Origin of the sequence: Bacillus sp. FSL L8-0528, assembly GCF_038593085.1 — a bacterium.
GTDB lineage: Bacteria > Bacillota > Bacilli > Bacillales > Bacillaceae > Bacillus > Bacillus paralicheniformis.
On sequence record NZ_CP151961.1, the window covers coordinates 3,038,134 to 3,055,916 of the forward strand.

General features: G+C 46.4%; 16 protein-coding genes. 1 reads left to right on the forward strand and 15 read right to left on the reverse strand.

The features are described 5' to 3' along the window. Nucleotides 1-291: 291 nt before the first annotated feature. The 8 genes from ytxC to MHI30_RS15510 form a co-directional block, all read right to left on the reverse strand. Nucleotides 292-1,134, reverse strand: a complete 843-nt coding sequence (gene ytxC / locus MHI30_RS15475) for a putative sporulation protein YtxC (RefSeq protein WP_043926594.1) — start codon at nucleotides 1,132-1,134, stop codon at nucleotides 292-294. Between the two features lie 77 nt (nucleotides 1,135-1,211). Further along, entirely contained in the window at nucleotides 1,212-1,844 is a 633-nt protein-coding gene (locus tag MHI30_RS15480) for a TVP38/TMEM64 family protein (RefSeq protein ID WP_075751972.1), read from the reverse strand. 38 nt (nucleotides 1,845-1,882) lie between these two features. Further along, the gene (gene dnaI / locus MHI30_RS15485; RefSeq protein WP_075751971.1) at nucleotides 1,883-2,815 is read right to left on the reverse strand and encodes a primosomal protein DnaI; all 933 of its coding nucleotides are present in this window, start codon (nucleotides 2,813-2,815) and stop codon (nucleotides 1,883-1,885) included. A gap of 15 nt (nucleotides 2,816-2,830) precedes the next feature. Then, the gene (locus tag MHI30_RS15490; RefSeq protein WP_075752495.1) at nucleotides 2,831-4,255 is read right to left on the reverse strand and encodes a replication initiation and membrane attachment family protein; all 1,425 of its coding nucleotides are present in this window, start codon (nucleotides 4,253-4,255) and stop codon (nucleotides 2,831-2,833) included. A 116-nt stretch (nucleotides 4,256-4,371) separates the two neighbouring features. After that, nucleotides 4,372-4,830: a transcriptional regulator NrdR gene (gene nrdR / locus MHI30_RS15495; protein WP_020452543.1), complete on the reverse strand. Its 459-nt coding sequence runs from the start codon at nucleotides 4,828-4,830 to the stop codon at nucleotides 4,372-4,374. Between the two features lie 16 nt (nucleotides 4,831-4,846). Further along, on the reverse strand, nucleotides 4,847-5,239 hold the full coding sequence (locus MHI30_RS15500; RefSeq protein WP_059231767.1) for a hypothetical protein: 393 nt from the start codon (nucleotides 5,237-5,239) through the stop codon (nucleotides 4,847-4,849). 183 nt (nucleotides 5,240-5,422) lie between these two features. After that, on the reverse strand, nucleotides 5,423-5,809 hold the full coding sequence (speD, locus tag MHI30_RS15505) for an adenosylmethionine decarboxylase (protein ID WP_003184296.1): 387 nt from the start codon (nucleotides 5,807-5,809) through the stop codon (nucleotides 5,423-5,425). Between the two features lie 235 nt (nucleotides 5,810-6,044). After that, nucleotides 6,045-7,067 (reverse strand): glyceraldehyde-3-phosphate dehydrogenase, encoded by a 1,023-nt coding sequence (locus MHI30_RS15510; RefSeq protein WP_075751970.1) that lies wholly within the window; start codon nucleotides 7,065-7,067, stop codon nucleotides 6,045-6,047. A 517-nt stretch (nucleotides 7,068-7,584) separates the two neighbouring features. Here MHI30_RS15510 and MHI30_RS15515 point away from each other — a divergent pair. Continuing rightward, on the forward strand, nucleotides 7,585-8,805 hold the full coding sequence (locus tag MHI30_RS15515; RefSeq protein ID WP_237562608.1) for a pectate lyase: 1,221 nt from the start codon (nucleotides 7,585-7,587) through the stop codon (nucleotides 8,803-8,805). Between the two features lie 25 nt (nucleotides 8,806-8,830). Here MHI30_RS15515 and coaE read toward each other — a convergent pair whose 3' ends face one another. The 7 genes from coaE to mdh form a co-directional block, all read right to left on the reverse strand. Continuing rightward, a complete protein-coding gene (gene coaE / locus MHI30_RS15520) occupies nucleotides 8,831-9,436 on the reverse strand; it encodes a dephospho-CoA kinase (protein ID WP_075751968.1) in 606 nt (201 codons plus the stop codon). A gap of 17 nt (nucleotides 9,437-9,453) precedes the next feature. Further along, entirely contained in the window at nucleotides 9,454-10,128 is a 675-nt protein-coding gene (ytaF, locus tag MHI30_RS15525; RefSeq protein WP_256700615.1) for a sporulation membrane protein YtaF, read from the reverse strand. A 179-nt stretch (nucleotides 10,129-10,307) separates the two neighbouring features. Continuing rightward, on the reverse strand, nucleotides 10,308-11,135 hold the full coding sequence (mutM, locus tag MHI30_RS15530; protein WP_075751966.1) for a DNA-formamidopyrimidine glycosylase: 828 nt from the start codon (nucleotides 11,133-11,135) through the stop codon (nucleotides 10,308-10,310). A gap of 18 nt (nucleotides 11,136-11,153) precedes the next feature. Next, entirely contained in the window at nucleotides 11,154-13,793 is a 2,640-nt protein-coding gene (polA, locus tag MHI30_RS15535; RefSeq protein WP_075751965.1) for a DNA polymerase I, read from the reverse strand. Nucleotides 13,794-14,048: 255 nt separating this feature from the next. After that, nucleotides 14,049-15,794: an ATP-binding protein gene (locus MHI30_RS15540; RefSeq protein ID WP_075751964.1), complete on the reverse strand. Its 1,746-nt coding sequence runs from the start codon at nucleotides 15,792-15,794 to the stop codon at nucleotides 14,049-14,051. Then, nucleotides 15,787-16,509 (reverse strand): response regulator transcription factor, encoded by a 723-nt coding sequence (locus MHI30_RS15545; protein WP_020452552.1) that lies wholly within the window; start codon nucleotides 16,507-16,509, stop codon nucleotides 15,787-15,789. The genes MHI30_RS15540 and MHI30_RS15545 overlap by 8 nt, the downstream gene beginning before the upstream one ends. Before the next feature lie 328 nt (nucleotides 16,510-16,837). Next, entirely contained in the window at nucleotides 16,838-17,776 is a 939-nt protein-coding gene (mdh, locus tag MHI30_RS15550; RefSeq protein ID WP_020452553.1) for a malate dehydrogenase, read from the reverse strand. Between the last annotated feature and the right edge of the window lie 7 nt (nucleotides 17,777-17,783).

Genomic DNA, 17,783 nt, shown 5'->3' on the forward strand with positions numbered 1-17,783 from the left:
GGGACGAGGATTAATAAACGGAATTCGTGGTTCCACCCTTTTTCCCGAAAACGCAAAAAACCCGTCGCGCTCTCGGCTTTCGGTTCTGTAACGGGAAGTCCCGTCAGTCATTACTAGACACATTGCCGTTCACAACTGATGTTCAAAGGCGGTAAAAAAATGCTCCTTGGCTTAAGAGACTTTCAGCCGTGGTCTCCCTCTCTGTCAAACCGGTGTTCATCTTTTCATGTCCTTATCGATACATGATATCTTTAAGTTTACATCGTATTATAAATCGTTTTTCACACAAAATCAAGAATGCTCTTCCAAAATGTTTTCCCGCGGATGAAAGGCGTCAAGCGAAAGAATCCGTACGCGCTCCTGAAAAATATTTTGTATGGTCTGAACCATGGCATGTTCCCGGTCTTCTGTATAGAGGTCTATTTTTTCCGGCGCAATCGATACGAGCGGAGCCAGGAGATGGGAATCAATATACATCGGGTGTTCTCTTACGAACCGCCTGTCTATGTATTTTTTTTGTTCCCGTTCAGAAATATACTTTAATTCCCACAATACAAAATAACCGTCGTGCACAATGTGGACATGATCAAGCATCGGCTCCTTCGACATGACGTAGTCTCTCAGCGATTGAATGAATGTCTGATATTCCTGCTCCATTTTATACTCGTCGATCGCCGCCTCCACATAAGACCTGAGGCGTTCATAATACTTCCCGAGGCGAAATGTCATAAAGGACCGAATAGAAAAGACGTTTTCTTCAAGACAGATCGTTTGGAGCTCCTGAATGATGTAATGTTCGCGAGGGGTGTCGTCCTTGTTGAGAGGAAGCCCTTCAAGTTCGCCCTCCATAATGCTGTGGGCCAGTTGAAGAATCTGCTGCTGTTCATCCCGGTCCAAAAAGTAATAATCGCCTTCAATAACCGAAAGCATGTATTCGTCTTCTTTGCATTCTGTAAAAAATCTCGTCAGAACCGGCTCAATATAGGCCTGAATACTGACAGAGGAATGGGTCTTTTCAATTCCGATCTTCCCTGGCGCTTCGTGAATCTTGATATGCCGGTTCGCATCCGCATTGCGAAGGAGATGCAAAAACGCGGCTGTATCATAATCATCTTCAAATGTAATTTCAAGCATGTTTGTCCCCCCTAACAACATCTGATACATGTATATGGGGGTGACAAATAAAATAGACGTAAAAAAAGGATGAGCCCTTAATCGAGGAGCGCCTGCACTTTTTTTCTGAACAAAAGAGGCACGGTAATGAATATCAAGTAAATTGCCGCTGCAGCCGCAATCGCTATGATGTCGCCGGTCAAGAGGCTTGACCCGAGCACATTTAAAATAACGGTGCCCGGAATGATGCCCGCAGCCGTCGCCAGGACAAACGACAGGGGCTTCACTTTGGACACGCCTGCCGCATAGCTGACCGCGTCAAAATGAATCGGCGCCAGCCTCAAGAGCAGAATGCAGAAAAAGCCGTTTTTCCGCAAAAGCGTCCGCAGGCTGTCAAGCTTCAGCGGCATGTGCTGAAGGTTTCGGCCGAGCCTGTATGCAACAGCGAATGACAAAAATGCACCGCCCGCCGCACCGATAAAAGAATACAAAGAGCCAAACAGCGGACCGAATGCGAGGCCGCCGCTGATGGCGAAAACGGAAGCAGGAAGCAGCAAAAACGGCCGGATCATCAATAATCCGATATAGATGAGCGGGGCGAAAATCCCGAAGGATAAGACGCCTTCTCTTATATGAGCAGGGCTCAGATTCAGGTATTTCGCATTCAACCATAGTCCGGCCGCCCCGATTATGGCGATAACCGTCCATTTGGCCAAGGTTCTTTTTTGCATCTTCTTCATCTCCGTAATTGAAGCTCGGGATCATGTGATTACTGACGCCGGTTTTTCCCGTCCAGCCGGACAGGCGTCGCTAAATACAGCACCCTCTCCATCAGCCTTGCCGCTTTCACCTCTTCTTTTTCGCCCCTTTGCGAATAGGTGAAATGGTGTTTCAGTTCATCGGGGTCAAAGTTTGAAGAGAAAAACGTCGGCAGCTTATGAGACATTCTGTGCTGAAGGATGGCGCCGAGCACCTCATCCCTCACCCAGCTTGACATGGACTCCGCACCGATATCATCGAGCATCAGAATCGGCGTAGACTTGACCATCTCAAGCTTTTCCTCAAGCGACTGATCGTGTATCGCATTTTTCAGTTCCCTGACAAATTCAGGTACATAGACAAGAATGGATGGATGGTCCTTTGCCGCAAGCTCGTTGGCAATGGCGGCCAGCATAAAGGTTTTTCCGACCCCGAACTTCCCGTAGACGTAGATGCCTTTTCCCTTTCCCGTTTCGCTATAGTCATGCAAGAAGCCCGTCACAAGTTGAAGGACCTTTAATCTGCTCGGGTCATCTCCGTCAATATCGGCAAACGTAGCATTCAAGAGATCCTGTTGAATATAGATGCTTTTAATCAGCGACCGCTGTCTTTCCCTCTCGTCCGCTGCCTTTTTTTCCGGACACCTGTCATATTGAACATCGATCGTTTTTCCGTTCATCACAAGCTTTGGATGATAACCTTGAATCAGGTTTTTGCATTCTTTCAGACTCGGGCAGTCTTGGCATGCTTTGCTTTGCTGTGTAAATTCATAAAGCTTGTTTAGGCTCCTGTCGATCATTCCTTGATCCACTTCTGCCTGACGGCTGTTTAAAAACTCCTGAACATCCTTGTCAGAGAGCACTTTTTCTTTCATATCTTCAAGGCGTTTTTGAAAATCGGGTCTCGTCGTCACGCCTTGCAAAGCGCGTTTAATCGGCTCCATCATCTTCACCTCACATTAAAGAGCGGAATGGTTTTTCAGTTTTTTTATTTCTTCGAGCAGCTTCTGTTTCTGCTGGTCAAAGCCTTCTCTCGTTACAGAACCGGCCGGCTCTGTTTCCAGCGGTTTGCTGTCGGCTTCGTCACTTTCCCGAAGCCAGTCAGGCAGCTTTTCTTCCCTGATGACTTTCTTGTTCCGAGAAGGGTTTTTCTTCCCTTCCGCCCATTCAAGATATTGGCGGTTTTCTTCTTTCGCAAGCTTCATGGCCTCTCTAACCGTGCGAACGTTTTTTCTGGCCCAGTGAGAAGCGATTTTTTGGGTGTAATTTTTCGAAAGCTTCATATCGGTTTTCAGCATGACATAATAAATCAGAACATTGATGACGCCGGGCTCTAATTTTTGGTCAAGCATAATTTCTTCTATAATTTTCAGATCGGCTTTGGATGGTTCCGCTCCGCCGCCGATATCCTGCAGCAGCTTTTTTGGCGATACCTGCTCAAGCAAAGCGATCAAATTGTCTTCCTTGGCGTTCGTTGACGACTGTTGATTCGGCTGTTCGCGGAGATTCATCGGCTGCACTTTGTCGACGAGTTCCGGAAGCGGGCCGCTGCGCTCGATCTGATACCAGTCGCTCGCCGCTTTTCTGAGCGCTTCTGTCGTGATCGTATCGTGCTCGTCAACGGCTGACATGACGACGTTTTGCATCTGAAGCGGTTCGATCCCGTAGAGAAAGGCGAGCTTTTTAATCGTTTCCTTCACTTGGTCTGTCAGCGCTTTTCTCGGGATAAGCGTGTCGGATAAACCGGCGAGAAACAGTTGAAAGTCAAAGGCGTCGTCTGTGACCGCCGCCGGTTTGCCATTCCCTTCTTTCATCCATTCACGATCTTCGCGAAGCTCCATCGCTTCGATCATATCGTCAGACATCTTCCATTCGCTCGGCTGGACAGATGCAAAAACTTCGTTGAAAGAACGGGTGATATCCCGTGCTTCTTCGGGAACAGACGGGTGGGAAAAGTATTCTTTCAGCTGTTGAAACCTCGCTTTTCCGACGCGGTTGTACAAGAAGACATTCAGCATGCCGTCCTGAAAGAACTCATCCGGTCTGAGCGGCGGAATCAATTCATATATAAACAAACGTTCGTCTTCCGTTTCTTTCATATAAGTTTTCAACAGTCCGATTCCCTCAAGCTTTTCCTTCTCTGAGTGAATCGTCTTCAGGTTGGTCTGCATCGCCGCCATCAGCTGTCTGTGAGTCGAGCTTTTCCCCCAGACTCTGTTTTGCTCCAGCTCTCCCCACAGCGTGAGAAACAAGCTGAATGAAAAAGAGCCGATTAGAGGCTGATACAATAGCGTGACAATTTGCCGGTCCAAGTCCTGCAGCAATCCGCAGCTTTTGACAACGTACGGATCGACAGGAAGCAAATCTTTCCAATAATTACTCATATCTTTTGTCAACCTTCCACTTTGTTTCTTGTCCTCATTTTACACCTTTTTCAGGCCTTCATGTCACACGACCGTGGTTTTATCATGAGAAAAGAGCTGGATTAATTTACAGCTCTTTACCGTTCTTTCTTTATTAAGTCTTTCAGCTCGTCGATAAATACGTTAATATCTTTAAATTGGCGGTATACTGAAGCAAACCGGACATATGCGACTTCGTCGATTTTCGCAAGCCGGTCCATCACCATTTCTCCGATCATGTCGCTTTTCACTTCAGCAACGCCTTGATTTCTAAGCTCTTTTTCAATTTCAAAGCAAATATCCTCAAGCTGCTTTAAGGCGACAGGGCGTTTTTCGCACGCTTTGATCAAACCGCGGAGCATCTTCTCGCGGCTGAATTCTTCCCGGATTCCTTCTTTTTTTACGACGATGAGCGGAATTTCTTCCACTTTTTCAAATGTAGTAAATCGATAGTTGCATGATTCGCATTCGCGTCTTCTGCGAATCGATCTGCCTTCGTCAACGGGACGGGAGTCCAAAACCCTCGTCCCGTTATGCTGACATGCTGGACATTTCATTTTTTCAGCTCCCTATTCAATTGTTTGAATGTACAGATTTCTGCAGCTTTCCGTCCAGTTCGCTGTATAGCGTCGAGACAAGCCCGCGGCTGTAGCCAAAATCGGTCGGCAAAAACGTTTCCGTTGACACATTAAAATCCACCGCTGTATCAAAAGGGCGAATCGAAACGACTGTCGCCACCACAAAAGCTTTTCTCGTTTTTTTCACCTCGGCGCTGATTTCTCCTCTTTCTTCCGACACCGATGTCACCTTGCAGCCGTCAAGCCCTTCCAGCACTTCCTTTACAGCATTGAGCGCTTCTTTTGACGCCGCTTTATAATAGCGGCTCTTCAGCTCGTCAGAAGGATGGCGGTCAGACGTTTCGGCGTGTGTAGAAAAAAACCGGTGAATGTTTTGAAAAAGACTCATATCCCCTGTCCCCTTTGTCTTTCTTCTCTATATTTTATTAAAAAAATGGTTGATTTCCAAGGGAAAACAAATTAGGGCAAGAGAATGCCGGGGAATATGTTTTGGGGATTTTCGGGAGAGGAAAGAAAAAGGAGCGGATTTTAAAAGCGGTGTCCGCTTTTTCATCCAGCTCCTCTATCGGCATTAAAGTGCCTGTGCTTTGGCTTTGGCCTGTTTCACCTGAACAGGTCCCATGCCTCTCGGTATTTCAATGTTCTCTCTTGTTTCCGCTCTTAATTCTTCTGCGATATAATCGGCAGCTACGTTCGGATCTAAATCTCCGCAAGTATAAACATCAATGCTGGCATATCCGTGTTCAGGAAAACTGTGAATGGTCAAGTGAGATTCTGAAATAATCACGACCCCGCTTACACCTTGAGGTGCAAACTTATGAAAGGCTACCTCACGTACCTCAGCACCTGACTTCAGTGCCGCATTTACAAACGTTTTTTCAATAAAATCCATGTCATTCAGCTTATCAAAATCGCATCCCCACAGTTCGGAGATAACGTGACGCCCCATTGTTTCCATAGCATGGACCCCCCTTAACAAGAATTAAAAAAGTGAATTTCCAAGCAACTGAACCGGTCAATTACCACGGGGGAAAGTTAGTCCGGAGAGGTCCTAACCCTTTAAGTAATGCCGAAGCGCTCACGAACTAGAAGTTCACGAAAAATAGTATACTTTGTTTGAATATTTTTTGCAAGGCGGTTTTATCATTTGATGGTTAAGGGGTATTGATTTTTTATCCGTCCATGCTCTTATTTTATACAGCCGAAGGGTGTTTCATTCTTGAAGCCACGTATCTGATTAAATCGACAACCCTGCACGAATATCCCCATTCGTTGTCATACCATGCAAGCACTTTCACCTTTCTGTTCTCAAGCACCATTGTTGAAAGGCTGTCGATCACCGCCGAGTATGGATTCGTATTAAAATCGGATGAGACAAGCGGTTCATCGCATACATCAAGGATCCCGGACATGGAGCCTGCCGCCGCCATTCGGAACGCTTCATTAATATCTTCTGCCGTCGCATCGCTTTTTAAATCAGCCACAAGGTCAACGAGTGACACATTTGAGACGGGAACGCGCAGGGCCAGACCGTGCATTCTTCCTTTTAAATGGGGCATGACAAGTGACAGCGCTTTCGCGGCGCCTGTCGTTGTCGGAATGATCGAAGACCCGCAGGCGCGCGCCCTTCTCAAGTCTTTGTGCGGATTATCAATATTTTTTTGATCATTTGTAAATGCGTGAACGGTTGTCACCAGGCCGTTTTCAATGCCAAATGCATCATCAAGCACTTTTGCGACAGGAGCGAGACAATTCGTCGTACAGGAAGCGTTTGAAATAATCGTATGACGCTCCGCATCAAATTCGCGTTCGTTGACGCCCATCACGATTGTGATGTCTTCATTTTTCCCCGGCGCTGTCAAAATAACTTTTTTCGCGCCGGCTTCAATATGAGCTTCCGCTTTTTCCTTCGCGTTAAATTTTCCCGTCGCTTCTACGACGATGTCGATCCCGTATTGCGCCCACGGAAGAAGCTTAGGGTCCCTCTGATTGGTCAGCATGACCTTTTTACCGTTAACGAACAGGCAATCGTCTCCAGCGTTTACATCAAGCTCATATCGGCCGTGATTTGTGTCATACTTTATTAAATGAGCGAGCGTTTCCGGAGGGTAGCTCGCATTGATCACCACAATGTCAATCTGTTCATCAAGCATCGCTTTTCTAAACACCATTCTGCCGATCCGGCCGAATCCGTTTATCGCAACTTTCACTTTCATCAAATATGCACCCCTTATTTTATGTCATTCCACATCATGATTTATTCAAAATAAGTATAACACATTATTTTTAATTAGCCATACCATTTGTTTCTTTTACAGCAAATTTACGCGTTATTTGTGAAACAATGAACAAAGAACTAGAAAAAATCAGCATTAAAGCATATATTTCAAATACATCTTTAGTGCTACAATTTCCAACAGCGCTAAATTTTCACACGACAGAAGGCAGTGTCTTCAAGGAAGGACAACCATGAAACTGACCAAAAACGTATATTTTATCATTTCTTTTTTGGCTGCGGCCGGCATTTATTTTTTTATAGGAACAGCGGCCGTTTCCGCGGCAAACGAAGATTATCCGAAACAGATGATCAGGCTGGAAAGCTTATCAGGCATAAACATCACGCCCGCGGGGAATCAAGATAATGCACCGCTAACAACAAAACAGACGAGCGGGAAAAAAGCAGAAAGATGGAGGCTGGATACGTCTGACGGCAAACAGTTCAAAATCAGAAATATGGATAACGGAAAAATTATCATCCCTGCCCATTACGCATTTTCAGACAATAATCCCGCTGTAGTCTACTATGACAATTCACGAAAAGAAGAGTTGTGGAATATTATCGGGGCTGACAAAGACGGAAACGGAGACTTTATCACGTATAAAATCGTCAGTGCACAAAACAACAGCCTTGCACTGACACTGGACGGCAGCGGAGCGAAGCTTGCCAAATATACAGGCAGCTCCGTCCAAAAGTGGAAGCTTCCTAGCGACGGGCTCGAAGGTTTCGCAGGCTATGCAAAGGAACCGAATGGCAAGCAGAAAACAGGCACAACCGGCGGCCTGCTTGGGAAAGTCGTCTATGTCAACAATCTGGGCGAACTGAAAGCCAATATTGAAGGTTCAACGCCCCGCACCATTGTCGTCTCCAGCAATATCGGCGCTTCAGCCAAAACGGTATTGACGGTGGGCGCCAATAAAACAATCATCGGCTCGTATGAAAAACATAAGCTGAACAACATTTACTTTAAAACAAAAGCGGACTCAGGCAACGTTATTTTCAAAAATCTGATCATTGCACATGATGCATTCATAAATGAAAACAACGACATCCCTGTTTACATTACCGATTCGAAAAATTACTGGATTGACCATGTCACATTCCAGGGCCACAGCTATTCAGCAAACGGTCACGATCTCGACAAGCTCTTATACATCGGCGCTAAAGCCGATTACGTCACACTGTCTCACAGCACATTCACAGACCACAGGTACGGCTTGATTCTCGGCTGGCCTCAAGATGACAAGCAATACCACAGTATATATAATGGATATCCGCGGATGACGATCAGCTACAACCGCTTTGAGAATCTCTATGTCAGGGCGCCCGGCTTGATGCGTTACGGCCATTTTCACGTGAAAAACAATTATATCAACAATTACCATCTTGGCTTCACGATAACGACATTGGCCAAAATTTATTCTGAAGCCAATTACTTCGGCACGGGCAGCGAAAAAGGCATACTTGATGATTACGGAGACGGCTCGTTTAAAGATGTCGGGTCATATCCGGCGATAAAGGGACAGAAATCACCTGAAACAAGCTGGAAACCTTCATCCAACTACAGCTATCGGACGATGAAAGCAGGCAATGCCAAAGCTTTTGCCGAACGATATGCAGGCGCACAACGCACCGCGCTGTATTATGCGAATTACAGCCAGTTTAAAAACGACTAATAAAAAAGTGAGCGCAATTTCGCGCTCACTTTTCAGTATTTGACCATGTATCAAGCAGCTGATGAAGCTGCGCTTCTGTATCTTTCAGACTGCCGCTGTTATCGATCACCGCGTCTGCCTTTTTCTTTTTTTCGTCAAGAGAATGCTGGGCGTGAATTCTGTTCAGCGCCTCGTCTTCAGTGAGCCGGTTTCTTTTCATCAGCCGCTCAAGCTGAAGCTCCATCGGCACCCAGACGACGATCACTTTATCTGTCAAATGTTCAAGCCCGCTTTCATATAAAAGCGGAATATCGAGAACAACAAACCGTTCACCGGCCCGGATGGCTTCGTCGCGCTGTTTGATCATCATTTTTCTCACTTCCGGATGGACGATCGCATTTAACTGCATCCTCTTTTCTTCGTTAGCAAAAACAATTTCTCCAAGTTTTCTCCGGTCGATATCGCCTGTTTCAAGCAGCACGCCTTGACCAAATGTCTCAGCGATTTTCTGATAAGCGGGCATTCCTTGTTCAACAGCCTCTTTCGCGATCACGTCCGCATCGACGACCGTGATGCCGCACTGCTGGAACATTTGCGCGACAGTGCTTTTGCCGCTGGCAATCCCTCCGGTCAACCCGATGACCAATGTCAAAGGCCTGCACCTCCTTCTTACAGTTTCCAGATGCCGATCATAATCAGCAATATACCGGGAAGAAAGGTCAGTTTATCCATCCAGTTCCATTTCGATAAAAATCGTCCCGCCTGTATTCCGCAAAATACGAACAATGAGCTCATGATGCCTACCGTAATGCTCATCGGTACAGGGGAAAAGCCGAGCGCAGCCGCGCCGATCCCTGCTCCGAACGCGTCAATAGAGAGGGCGAAACCGAGAAGGAAAGCTTCTATACCGGTAATGATTCCTGATTTATCAATGTCGGCGCTTGTCGGTTTTCTTAAAATGTGTATCACGATTCCGAGCGATTTCAATTCAAGGTTGATGAGCGTTTTTTCAGAGAAGACGAGATCCTGTTCTTTCTCCGGCCTGAAAAACTGATACAGCACCCATGCACCGATCCCCATTAATATGACGGCTCCGAGCCTTTCTGTTACGACAACGGGCAGGAATTTCGCCAAAAGGGTTCCGATCATCATGGCCATATACATCACGGCACCAGAGCAAAAAGCAATAATCAAAATCGCTTTAAATGGGATTTTCAACTTTCGCAATCCGTAAGTAAATCCGACTGAAAAACTGTCCAAGCTGACGGCAAATGCCAGCAGCAAGAAAGATGCAAACATCATATCAGGCTCTTCCTTTCTGTTGATGCGAGCGGTGTAAGTCATGCAGCCTAAAGGCAGCTTTCTAGGCTTCTTATATATATGAAAGAAGAAAACCATCCGTGTGTTGTTCACCCGAAAAAGAAACATCACACCTTAAAGCTTGCTTTTAACAGCTATATGGAGCGTATGCATCGACAGCTTGAACCATGATACGGCTTGCTGTTGTCCCTTTTATGCGATTGTCATTTTTTCTGGCACTTTATGCAAAAATGCGTGCCTCTTCCGCCAACGACTGTTTTTTCAATTGGAGATCCGCACTTTTTACAAGGTTCATCTTTCCGGCCGTATACGAAAAGTTTGAGCTGGAACATGCCGATTTCTCCTTGTGAATTGATGTAAGATCTGACTGTGCTTCCCCCTGCTTCAACAGCTTCCTTTAAAGTTTGAACAATTTCTTCATGAAGAAGAACCGTCTGTTTTTTTGTGAGCTTGTTCGCTGTTGTCTCGGGATGGATACCGGCTCTGAACAAAGCCTCGTCGACATAAATATTGCCCAGTCCGACCACTGTCCGCTGATCGAGCAGTGCGGTTTTCACTGAGCGGTTTGTTTTCTTCAGGCGCTCTCTTAAATAACCGGCTGTAAATTCTCCGCTGAAAGGCTCGGGACCGAGCTGCCTGAGAGGCAGCTCCGTCAGTTCCTCCCCCGGCTTAAACAAATGCATCGTGCCGAACTTTCTGACATCCCGGTAGCGCAGTTCGCTTCCGTCCGTGAACCTGAAAATGACGTGCACATGTTTATCAAGGGGTTCATCGTTTTGATGAAGCCCGTACTTTCCTTCCATTCTCAAATGGGAAACCATGACACAGTCATCAAGATGAAACAACAGGAATTTTCCCCTTCTTCCGATCGACTGAATCGTCTGACCGGCCAGGAGCCTTGCGAATTCCTCAGGCTCCTCCGGCCGTTTTATGATTTTTGTCCATCTGACCTCAACCGCATCGATCGTTTTCCCTCTTACAAGCCCGGCAAGAGTGCGCCGGACCGTTTCGACCTCTGGTAATTCCGGCACATGATCACTTCCTTTTCTCTATTTTGCATCGTACCATGAAGGCCCTGAAGCGCAGTCCACTTTCAGTGGAACATCGAGCTCCAATGCATGTTCCATTACTTCCGGAACCAGTTTTTCAAGCACTTTGATTTCATCTTCAGGCGCTTCAAAAATCAATTCGTCATGAACCTGCAGCAGCAGTTTGGCCTTGAGATTTTTTTCTTTCAGCTTGTCCGCCATGTCGATCATCGCTTTTTTTATAATATCTGCGGCGCTTCCCTGGATCGGCGTGTTCATCGCTGTCCGTTCGGCAAAGCTGCGCAAGTTGAAATTCCGGCTCGTCAATTCCGGGATATACCGCCTCCGGCTTAAAAGAGTCGTCACATAGCCCCTCTGTTTCGCTTCTTGAACGGTCTCTTCCATATATTCTTTGACTCCCTGGAAGCTGTGGAAATAGCGCTCAATAAACGCTGCCGCTTCCTTTCTTGTAATGCCCAGGTTTTGCGACAAGCCGTAGTCACTGATTCCGTAGACGATTCCGAAATTGACGGCTTTCGCCTGCCTTCTCATCGCAGGGGTGACTTCTTCTTCTGATACATGAAAAACATCCATCGCCGTTTTCGTGTGAACGTCCATATCGTTCGTGAACGCTTCAATCAAATTTTTATCCTTTGAAATGTGGGCGAGAACCCTCAATTCGATTTGGGAGTAATCCGCAGCGAATATGAGCCAGCCTTTTTGCGAAGGGACAAACGCCTGGCGGATTTTGCGGCCTTCCTCAAGACGGATCGGTATATTTTGCAGATTCGGATCTGTTGAGCTGAGCCTTCCCGTCTGTGTTAAAGCTTGATTAAAGCGGGTATGCACTTTATGGCTGTCTTTTTTGATCACTTTTAAAAGCCCTTCGACGTATGTGGACTGGAGCTTGCCAATCTGTCTGTAGTGCAGAATATCCTCGATAATGACGTGTTTGTCGCGCAGTTTTTCCAGCACATCGGCTGAAGTCGAATAGCCCGTTTTTGTTTTTTTGACGGCAGGCAGCCCGAGTTTTTCAAACAAAATCACACCGAGCTGTTTTGGTGAATTGATATTGAACGTTTCACCTGCTGACTCGTGGATTTTCTTCTCGTATTCCGCTAATTTGGCGGACAGTTCTTCCCCCATTTTTTTCAGTCTGTCGACATCGACTTGGACACCGATCGATTCCATCTCACCGAGAATGTGGGCGAGGGGCATTTCGAGCGCTTCAAACAGATCGAGCTGCTCGTTTTTCTCCAATTCATCAAGGAGCTTTTCGCGGAGCAGCGATATCGCCTTCGCTTTTCTGGCTAAATGGTCGGCAAGCTCCTTCTCATTCGGCACCGCCTGTTTCGCGCCTTTTCCGTAGACCGCTTCATCTGCCGCGACAATGTGTAATTGGTGTTCTTTCGCAACGCTTGCAACATCGTCGTAAGAGTGTCCCGGATTGATGATATAGGCCGCAAGGAGAACGTCAAATTCTGCGCCTTTCAGCTCGATGCCCCGCCAGCGCAAAGCGACCGCCGCGCGTTTTGCATCAAACACCCATTTCTTTTTTGACTCGTCTTCGGCCCACTCTTTAAAACGGTCCGACTGAACGGCCGTCTCTTCCGGGATGAAGAAAGCGCCATGTTCGTTGACGATCGAAAAACCGAGGATTGGCGCCTCATGATAATTGTCGCCGAACTGTTCGACAACGAGTGAAGCCGGTGACGCAAACAAGTCATCCGTGATGTCTGTTTTGATCGTGATGTTGATCTCTTCAAACTGTTCTTCTTCTTTTTCTCCCGGCTCTTCGCCAATCCTTTCGAGCAAAGAGTTAAAGCCGAGATCTTTAAAAACCTTGACGACCGCTTCCCTGTCAAAACCTTCGTAACCGAGGGAATCGAGGGTGACTTCAAGCGGCGCTTCTGTCGTAATTGTCGCAAGCTCTTTGCTCATCAATGCCTGTTCTTTAAATTCTTCAAGCTTTTCTTTCAGTTTTTTTCCGCTGACTTCGTCTATTGACGACAGCAGCTCCTCTACTGTATGGAACTGTTTCAAAAGCTTGATCGCCGTCTTTTCGCCGACGCCCGGCACGCCTGGAATATTGTCTGATGAGTCTCCCATCAGCCCTTTCATGTCAATGATCTGTTCCGGTGTAAGTCCGTACTTTTCCCGGACATGTTCCGGCGTATAGTATTCAACATCTGTAATGCCCTTTTTCGTGATGGCGACCGTCGTTCCTTCTGTAGCCAGCTGTGTCAGATCTTTGTCGCCGGAAAAAATCTTCACTTCAAACCCGTCTTTTTCCGCTGACTTGGCAAGGGTGCCGATAATATCATCGGCCTCGTAGTTTTCAAGCTCATACCTTGAGATTTGATAGGCGTCGAGGAGCTCGCGGATAAACGGCAGCTGCTCGGACAGCTCGGGCGGCGTTTTTTGTCTGCCGCCTTTATATTCTTTAAACGTTTTATGTCTGAATGTCGTTTTCCCCGCATCAAAAGCAACGAGCATGTGGGTCGGTTTTTCTTCTTCAAGCATCTTCATTAAGATCGTGGTAAAACCGTACACAGCGTTTGTATGTATCCCTTTTTCATTGCTGAGAAGAGGCAGAGCGAAAAACGCGCGGTAAGCCAGGCTGTTTCCGTCAACCAATACTAATTTTTTTCTTTCAGTCATCTTTATCCTCCTAAGGAGCCGATTCGTCAGCTTCCATTCAACTTCGTGATCATATTTGCTTATTTTATTTTAGCAAAGTTCATTTTGAAAGGAAAATGAGAGTGATTTCGCAGAAAAATAAAAAAAGGGACGCGCTGTTGATCGCGTCCGTCCATATGGCTCCTTGGATGAAGGGGTTCACTAATGATCCTATCAGCCAAGTTTTAACCATATATATAAAAGTTGTTAAGCCTTTGTAAAGTTTGCTAAATGAAGCTACTCGGATGCGCGTTTTAAGCGGACTGTGAATTCGGTGCCTTTTCCCCGCTCGCTTTCGACGTCGATTTCACCGTGGTGGGCTTCGACTAAATGCTTGACGATCGCAAGGCCGAGACCGGTTCCTCCTGAATTTCTGCTCCTGTCTTTATCGATCCGGTAGAACCGTTCGAATATCCTCGGGATTTCGGACCGCTTGATCCCGATGCCCGTATCCTTCACTTTAACTTGCACCGCATCTTCCAGAACATCAGCCGAAATCGTCACGTTTCCATCTTCAGGCGTATATGTGAGCGCATTGTTCACCAAATTCAAAAAGATCTGCTTTAGTCTGTGCGGATCCCCGGAAGCAACGGCCGGCTTATCCGGCTTTTCCAGGGTCAAGGTGATTCCTTTTTCCTTCGCTTTATTCTTCAAAAGCATCTCAATTTCAGCGAGAATTTCACCGATATTGCAATTTTGAATATTCAAGGTGAAGTTTTGCTGTTCGATTTTCGACAGATCCAACAGGTCCTGGATCAAGGTTTGCAGACGGCTGCTCTCTTTTAAGATGATCGATAGAAACTGCAACAGCGTCTCCCGTTCATTCATCGCTCCGTCCAAAAGAGTCTCGGTGAACCCTTTGATTGACGTAATCGGCGTTTTCAGCTCGTGGGAGACATTGGCGACAAAGTCCTTCCTCATTTCTTCAAGCTGCTTTCTTTCCGTCATATCATGGAACACGAGAACGATGCCTTTCCACTCATCATTGATGCCGATAATCGGAACCCCGTCGACTTCAAAATACCTTCTTTCAATTTTGATCGGCAGTTTAAACATTTTGCGGACCTTTGTTTCCGTCATGAAAATTTCTTCAATGAGATTAATGATTTCTTCGTGTTCGAGTACTTCGTGATAGAAATGGTAAAGAAGCTGATCGGCTTCTACGTGAAATTGCTTTTGATAAGCGCGGTTCACAAGGTGAATATAACCCTTTCCATCGATTAAAATCAGACCTGAATCGATATTTTCGATGACGGTTTGCAGACGGTCACGCTGCATTTCCTGGGCTCTTGTCATGTCCTGCAGGTTCTGCGCCAGCATATTGATGGACTGGCTCAGCATCGTTTCATCTTCATTGAAAGTTCTTGCTTTATAATTTCCTTTGGCAAGCTCAATCGCCACTTGTGTCGCAGACTCAATCGGATTCGTATATTGAGAGGTTATTCTCGCCCCAAGCCCGGCGATGATTAAAAAGGCCGTTCCAAGGCTCACGCCGAGGAGAATCCAGATCTTTTGATTGATATCTTGCAATGAATCGACAGGAGTGCTGATCAGAATATATCCATTCACATTCCCGTCTTCTTTCAGCGGCTGCACGTAACGGTAAACGGACTCGTCATCCGGATTGATTCTGAAGCCTCCTCCTTCACCGTTTAAATCCGACTCAAGCGCTTCTTTGATAACGGATTGATCTTCTGCGCGGCCCCCAAAACGAAAAAGAACCTGACCTTTTGTATCAACCAGTGATACATGACTGTCCAGTTCACGGCTTGCCTTCTCTAAAATGGCTCCTTGCTCCGAAGATTTCATGTTTTCACGATTTGCCAATGAAGCGACCAAAGCGGCCTCTTTTTCAATATGGCTGCTCAGTTTGGCATCGTATGAGGAGTGAAACAAGTGAACGAGCAGAAAACCGAGTGAAGCAAATACGAGAATCAAAAGCGTCAGCAGGGCAGCTAAAAGCCGGGTCCGGAATTTAATCATTCAGCTTCGGCTCCTCCATTTTGTAGCCAAGACCTCTGATTGTTTTAATGTATTCCGGTTTTTTCGTATTTTTTTCGATCTTATCGCGAAGGTGGCTGATATGGACATCGACGATGCGCGTATCGCCCGCGAAGTCGTAGTTCCAGACAGCGTTGAGGAGAAGGTCTCTCGTCAGCACCCTCCCTTTATGCCTTCCCAAATATAAAAGGAGTTCGAATTCCTTCGGCGTTAGCTCGAGGCGTTCGTTTTGAAAGTAAACCTCATAATGTTCGGGCAGTATTTTCAGTTCGCCTATGATCAGCTCGCCTGCATCCGGTTCTTCCGTCTCCTCCGGATGAACGGACAGCGTCTGTGTTCTTCTTAAAATCGCTTTGACCCTTGCCGTCACCTCTCTCGGGCTGAACGGCTTCGTCATATAGTCATCGGCACCCAGCTCGAGACCGAGCACTTTATCAAATTCATCATCCTTCGCGGTCAGCATCAAAATCGGATACATCAGCTTCTTCTGTCTGAGTTCCTTGCATACTTCAATGCCGTCCATTTTAGGAAGCATCAGATCGAGCACGATCAGATCCGGCTTCTCTTCAATCGCCTTTAATAAGCCGGCCTCTCCGTCCATGGCCGTCACCACATGATAGCCCGACCGTTCAAGGTTATATTTTAGAAGGGTAACAATCGATTCCTCATCATCTACAACTAATATCTTTTTGCTCATGACATGCCTCCAGGCTTCAGATTTCCCCGACATCTCTTTCTCTATCTTTTGTTAAATAAACGTTTTCACTCCTATTTTAACGAAAGCCTATCCGTTCGACAATTTGATTTTTCAGTGTTTTGCATAAAATCTCTCTTTTTCGGCCATAAGCCGCTGTTTTAAGCGGTGGAATGCTTCCAGAAAAAAGAATGAAAATGTCCGGGCAGATGATTATGATTAGGTATATGCTGACAGCCCGTGTTTATGTCTTGATTTTCATACGGTGTTATGTAAAAAGGTTCGCATTCAAAAACAGGAAGGCTTGTATAAAGCCTTCCTGCTGTTTTCATTATGATAATACTTTCATGACGTTTTTGACTGATTCAACGGATCGATCAAGCTGACTTCTTTCTGTTTCAGTCAGTTCAAGTTCAATGATCTGTTCAAGACCGTTTCCGCCGATAATCGTCGGAACGCCGAGGTAAATGCCTTCATAACCGTATTCGCCTTCAAGGTAGGCAATAGTTGGCAGCACGCGGCGCTGGTCTTTTAAGATCGCTTCAACCATTTCTGTCAGGGAAGCGGCCGGCGCATAGTACGCGCTTCCGTTTCCTAGCAGGTTGACAATTTCTCCCCCGCCTTTTCTCGTTCTTTCAACAATCGCATCGATCCGGTCTTTCGGAAGAAGCGTTTCAAGCGGAATGCCGCCTGCATAAGAGTAGCGAACGAGCGGAACCATATCGTCTCCGTGTCCGCCCAGTACAAAACCTGTAATGTCTTTGACGGAAAGGTTGAGCTCCTGAGCGACAAACGTTCTGAATCTTGCCGTATCCAAAACTCCCGACTGGCCGATGACCCGCTCTTTCGGGAAGCCCGATTCTTTATAGACGGCGTATGTCATCGCATCCACAGGGTTTGTCAGAACGACGATGATACAATCAGGTGAGTATTTAACAACTTCCTTCGTTACGCTCCTCATGATCTTTTCATTTGTAGCCACGAGGTCGTCCCGGCTCATTCCCGGCTTTCTTGCGATTCCCGCCGTGATGACGACGATATCTGAGCCGGCCGTATCTTCATAGTTTGCCGTTCCTGTAATATTCGCGTCAAATCCTTGGACAGGACTCGCTTCCAGCATATCGAGCGCTTTCCCTTTTGTAGGGTTTTCAAGCTGCGGAATGTCGACTAGCACGACGTCAGCCAATTCTTTTTGAGCCGTTAAAAACGCAGTTGTTGCACCTGTAAAGCCCGCTCCAATGACAGATACTTTATTTCGCTTCTTTCCCATGTTTTCT